This is a genomic window from Candidatus Magnetobacterium casense (assembly GCF_019173545.1).
GTDB lineage: Bacteria > Nitrospirota > Thermodesulfovibrionia > Thermodesulfovibrionales > Magnetobacteriaceae > Magnetobacterium > Magnetobacterium cryptolimnobacter.
In genome coordinates, this window is record NZ_JABXWD010000272.1 from 1 (window position 1) to 4,894 (window position 4,894).

Here is a 4,894-nt window from a genome sequence, read left to right on the forward strand (position 1 = left end):
AAGAGAAAAGAAAGGGGCGGCTCCGCCCCCCTTCAGAACCCCCCGCAAGGGGGCCAGCCCCCTTGACCCCTTCCTGTGAAGGTTTGATTTCCAACAAAGCTAAACTATTAACAACTAATAAACATTTCTAATACGATAGCCCTGTGTGGCGCTACCCTTCTCTGCGTGTTGCATGAAATCATGCAGTCATTGTATAATAAAGCAGGTACTTTCTACAGGCCGGATGACTGAGGCCAATCCTGGTCGTATGCCAGGGTGAAAAAAACTTATGCTGAGGTAAGATATTACAACAATAGCAGACAAACTAAAGACCATCGTCAACGCCTTGGAGGACAAGAAGGCCGAAGACATTTCAATACTCAGGCTGCAATCACTGACGGCCATCACCGACTACTTCGTGATATGCACCGGTACAAATCCGCCACAGATAAAGGCTATCGCAGACAACGTAGAGAGACGCCTGAGAGACTCCGGTGTCAAACCATTAGGCATCGAGGGCCTCAGAGGCGCACAGTGGGTATTGATGGACTACAACGATGTGCTCATCCACGTCTTTACACCGCAGATGAGGGACTACTATCAACTGGAGCGGCTCTGGCTGGACGCACCATCTATGACCGCCCAAGAGCTAAGGGCCTCCTGATGAGGGCAGTATCCTGCACTTGCAAAAGACCAAAGCCTGCTATCTCAGGGGCATTAAAATAATAAAGAAGGAGTGTATCTATGCCTGAATTTCAAGTAGTGGGAAATGTAGACCCCTTTCTGCTGGTAACGCTCAAAAAGGGGGAGCGCATCTATGCCGAATCCAACGCAATGGTTACAATGGATGCAGTGCTGGAACTCAAGGGCAAGATGGCCGGAGGTTTTCTCAGCTCCCTGGCAAGGAAGTTTACGTCGGGGGAGTCGTTTTTTCAGCAGTCTCTGGAGGCCACCCAGGGAGAAGGACAGGCGCTGCTATCGCCCACCCTGCCGGGGGATATTGAACTCCTCGATGTCGGCGTAAACCAGTACCGTTTAAATGACGGAGCCTTTGTGGCGGCCTCAGACACCGTGCAGATCAGCGTTAAGTCTCAGGGGATCGGTCAGGCGTTATTTGGTGGAACGGGCGGGTTCTTTATCATGGAGACCTCGGGGCAGGGCAAGCTGGCAGTGTCAGGGTTTGGAACGATGTTTGGGCTGGATGTCAAGGCCGGTTCGGACGTCATCGTGGACAACTTTCACGTCGTTGCCTGGGACAGGAACCTCAACTACAATATATCGCTTTCGACGTCCAAGGGCGGATTCCTGAGCAACCTTGTGGGTAGTGTGACCACCGGTGAGGGGGTTGTCAACCGCTTCAGCGGCAATGGAAAGGTCTACGTGTGCTCGCGCAATCGCAGCGGATTCCTGGGCTGGATTGCCTCAAGTCTGCCCGGTACCGGCAGCAGCAACAGAGGCAGCGGCTCCAATATAAATATCTCCAGAGACTTACTATAATACTTACTATAAGGAGGTTGTAACTATGGCTGTCAATCTTTCCAAGGGACAGAAGATATCGTTAGAGAAGGAGGCGGGCGGCAGGCTCACAAAGGTGATCATGGGGCTTGGATGGGACGTCAAAAAGTCGGGTGGATTTCTGGGGTTTGGCCAAAAGAACCAGTCTATCGATCTGGATGCCTCCTGCGTGCTCTTTGACGAGGCCGGTGAGCAGGTCGATGTGGTGTGGTTCAAGCAGCTCAAGAGCAAGGATGGCAGTATCACACACACGGGCGACAATCGCACGGGCGCCGGTGAGGGCGATGACGAACAGATAATCGTTGACCTCGGCGCCGTACCCTCCAACATCAAGACGTTGATGTTTGTTGTCAACAGCTTCACCGGACAGAGCTTTAAGGATGTGGAAAACGCCTTCTGTCGCCTCATCGACCAGCAGAATGGCAAGGAGGTGGCGCGGTTCAATCTCAGTTCGCAGGGGGCTCACACGGCACAGATCATGGCAAAGGTCTATCGCCACGGCGGCGAGTGGAAGATGCACGCCATCGGCGAAAACGCAAGCGGACGCACGTTCAAGGACCTGATGCCGGTTATGCGTCAGGCCCTTTGAGCCGGCGTTGCAGGCAGGGATTGCAAGAACGTTTATGCTTCAAATAAAAAAGAACTAAGGAGGTCTAACAATGGCTATTAGTCTGACAAAGGGTGGTAATGTATCATTAACCAAGAGTGCTCCGGGGCTGAAAAAGATGTTTGTAGGGCTTGGATGGGATGCCCGTATAACTGACGGGTCGGCCTTTGACCTCGATGCCAGTGTTTATTTGCTTGGCGCCAACGGTAAGGTGCGCAGTGACGCCGATTTTATCTTCTTCAACAATCTAAAGTCGGCTGAGGGCTCAGTGGAACATATGGGCGACAACCTCACCGGTGCCGGCGAGGGCGACGACGAGGTTGTAAAGGTAGACCTGGACAAGATACCTGCCGATGTCACCAAACTGGTCTTTGGCGTGACGATCTACGATGCAGATAAACGCAAACAGAATTTTGGGATGGTACGTGCCGCATTTATCCGTGTTGTAAACCAGGACGATAACAAAGAGGTTGCCCGCTATGACCTGTCCGAGGACTACAGCACGGAGACGGCCATGCTCTTTGGTGAACTCTACAAACACAACGACGAGTGGAAGTTCAAGGCCATAGGAGAGGGCTTCTCCGGCGGACACGCCGCAATGGCAGGCAGCTACGGGGTCAACGTAGGTTAAAGAGAAATGAGGGTGGTGGCTCCGCTTCTTTAGTTGCAACGGGGGGGCCACCCCTCTTTCAAAAAAGACGAAGGTTTATGAAAAAAAGAGAGAACCATTATGTCGTATGGTGATAAACTGGAACTGGATATAGACAAATACTGCCTGAGATACGGCCTGGATGATAACTATCACACTCTGTGCTCAAACTGTTTGACCAATAACTCTATATCCATAGAAAGTCATCACAACCAATGTACCCACTGCGGACAAACACTCGATATACGCAGATACCCAATCTCCGTCATTGCCATAAGAGGTAATAATGTAACTTCGGCAGTCATAAGAGACCAGGACGGCCTGCGTGTCGTATGCGGCAACTGCGGGCTTATCATCTACGTTAAGTGCGAAGGAGAGGACTTCACGCAATGTATTGACTGCGGGATGCAGATCGATTACAGTAGCTATCCCGACTGACTCAACAAATCCTGTATACTAAAATGACGCAGGTTTTTTCAGGCATGATATTTGACGGACAAAATAATGGAGTCAAGGGGACCAGTCCCCTTGACTCCATAAAAAATGCCACACATTTGCTATAACCGTCCTTGACAAATACGGATTGAGTTAATTATAATCAATGTATTATGTTTATGCATAGAACCGTTTTGTTGACAGTTGTATTACTTCTGAGCCATGCACTTGCGATGGCTGAGGTGCAGGTCACGGCTAGTTTCTATCCGCTTGCGCATTTTGCGGGGCAGGTGGGTGGCAACCTCGTGCATGTGACAAACGTCACTCCAACGGGCGTTGAACCACACGAGTTTGAACCAAAGCCCCTGGATATCAAACGTGCATTTGCATCCCAACTGTTCATCTTCAATGGCGGGGGGATCGATCCCTGGGCAGAAAAGCTCCAAAACGACCTCGGCGCAAAAGGCGTGACCATCCTGTGCATGGCCTGTCAACTGGGCAGACACGACGACCCGCACTTCTGGATAGACCCCGTCCTGGCCATCGAAGAGGTACGACTCATCAGCGATACCCTCGGCAGGATCGATCCGAAAAATGCAGCCGTCTATAAGAAAAACGCTCAGGAGTACATAAAAAAGCTGACCGCCCTGGACTCCGACTTCAGAGAAGGCCTCAAGACCTGCCAACACCGCGAAATAGTCGTCACCCACAACGCCTTCAGTTATCTGGCCAGGCGCTATAACCTTACAACCCTGACGCTGGCAGGACTATCTCCGATCGAGGAACCCTCGGCACGCAAACTTGCCCAGATCGCACGGACCGTCAAGACCAAGGGGATCAGACACATCTTTTTTGAGTCCTTGGTCAGCCCCAAGATAGCTCAGTCGATAGCCTCCGAAACGGGAGCGGTAACCCTGCCGCTTAATCCCTGTGAGGGTCTCACCACGGACGACATCCAAGACGGCAAGGACTACATCGCCATCATGCAGGACAACCTCAGAAACCTGCGCACTGCCCTGTCATGCAAATGAAGCGTGGGTAGTACATAGAGAGGTGAGCTATGTCCCAGATACTCCCAAAAATCGCTAAAAAACTCCATAAAAATGTTTCCTATATCTTTCTTTCAACTTGACTTGTGTGACAATTTTTATGTAACATATAATCAGCATAGGTAGTGAGGATTATATATCTTGTAAATATCTGCAAACCTTAAAAGGAGGTAAGTATGGTATCGAAGGTTGTAATTTTAGTAGGGCAATCACCGGTTAGTTGGGAAGAGGCAACGACAAATCTTATCAAAGAGGCACAGGTCAGCCTGAGACACATCACACGCATCCTCGTAACGGAATTCGACGTAAAGATGAAAGAAGACGGCAACGTAGACGCATTCCGGGTAAAGGCCGAGGTTTCCTTCAGGATCGAGGCACACTAGCCATCAGATATGCAATTGAAACATTGTGTATCGGAGAGTCTAACGGGTGATAAGATATAAGAGGCTGGACGGGTTCACAGAGGCTGGGACAGACCGGTGGAGGTGGGAGAGGTTTCAGAGGCAGGAGAAGTGGGAGAGGCTTCACAGGAACATCTCACTGCCTGAGCAGGTAAAATGGGGTCAAGGGGACTGGTCCCCTTGCGGGGGGTTCTGAAGGGGGGCGGAGCCGCCCCTTTCTTTCTTGCCTTAAAGTATAGTTACCATGAAATATAAAGAG

Annotated in this window: 7 protein-coding genes; all 7 read left to right on the forward strand. The window is 50.8% G+C overall.

What is annotated here, in order from left to right:
- Positions 1 to 313: 313 nt before the first annotated feature.
- The 7 genes from rsfS (at position 314) to HWQ67_RS13130 (ending at position 4,617) form a co-directional block, all read left to right on the forward strand.
- The gene (rsfS, locus tag HWQ67_RS13100) at positions 314 to 643 is read left to right on the forward strand and encodes a ribosome silencing factor (RefSeq protein WP_320414568.1); all 330 of its coding nucleotides are present in this window, start codon (positions 314 to 316) and stop codon (positions 641 to 643) included.
- 80 nt (positions 644 to 723) lie between these two features.
- Positions 724 to 1,476, forward strand: a complete 753-nt coding sequence (locus tag HWQ67_RS13105) for a TIGR00266 family protein (protein ID WP_218253138.1) — start codon at positions 724 to 726, stop codon at positions 1,474 to 1,476.
- A gap of 25 nt (positions 1,477 to 1,501) precedes the next feature.
- Positions 1,502 to 2,083 carry a TerD family protein gene (locus tag HWQ67_RS13110; RefSeq protein WP_218253139.1) on the forward strand — a complete coding sequence of 194 codons (582 nt, stop codon included), beginning with the start codon at positions 1,502 to 1,504 and terminating at the stop codon, positions 2,081 to 2,083.
- Between the two features lie 70 nt (positions 2,084 to 2,153).
- Positions 2,154 to 2,732 carry a TerD family protein gene (locus tag HWQ67_RS13115; RefSeq protein WP_218253140.1) on the forward strand — a complete coding sequence of 193 codons (579 nt, stop codon included), beginning with the start codon at positions 2,154 to 2,156 and terminating at the stop codon, positions 2,730 to 2,732.
- Between the two features lie 99 nt (positions 2,733 to 2,831).
- Complete coding sequence (locus HWQ67_RS13120) at positions 2,832 to 3,188, forward strand: hypothetical protein (RefSeq protein WP_218253141.1); 357 nt, start codon at positions 2,832 to 2,834, stop codon at positions 3,186 to 3,188.
- A 191-nt stretch (positions 3,189 to 3,379) separates the two neighbouring features.
- Entirely contained in the window at positions 3,380 to 4,216 is an 837-nt protein-coding gene (locus HWQ67_RS13125; RefSeq protein WP_218253142.1) for a metal ABC transporter solute-binding protein, Zn/Mn family, read from the forward strand.
- A 194-nt stretch (positions 4,217 to 4,410) separates the two neighbouring features.
- Positions 4,411 to 4,617, forward strand: coding sequence for a dodecin family protein (locus HWQ67_RS13130; protein ID WP_218253143.1), 207 nt, complete (start codon positions 4,411 to 4,413; stop codon positions 4,615 to 4,617).
- The last annotated feature ends 277 nt before the right edge of the window (positions 4,618 to 4,894 follow it).

Coding starts and splice junctions, on each gene's coding strand:
- HWQ67_RS13120 (WP_218253141.1), top strand. CDS start 2,832: ATGTCGTATGGTGATAAACTGGAACTGGATATAGACAAATACTGCCTG.
- HWQ67_RS13130 (WP_218253143.1), top strand. CDS start 4,411: ATGGTATCGAAGGTTGTAATTTTAGTAGGGCAATCACCGGTTAGTTGG.
- HWQ67_RS13110 (WP_218253139.1), top strand. CDS start 1,502: ATGGCTGTCAATCTTTCCAAGGGACAGAAGATATCGTTAGAGAAGGAG.
- HWQ67_RS13105 (WP_218253138.1), top strand. CDS start 724: ATGCCTGAATTTCAAGTAGTGGGAAATGTAGACCCCTTTCTGCTGGTA.
- HWQ67_RS13115 (WP_218253140.1), top strand. CDS start 2,154: ATGGCTATTAGTCTGACAAAGGGTGGTAATGTATCATTAACCAAGAGT.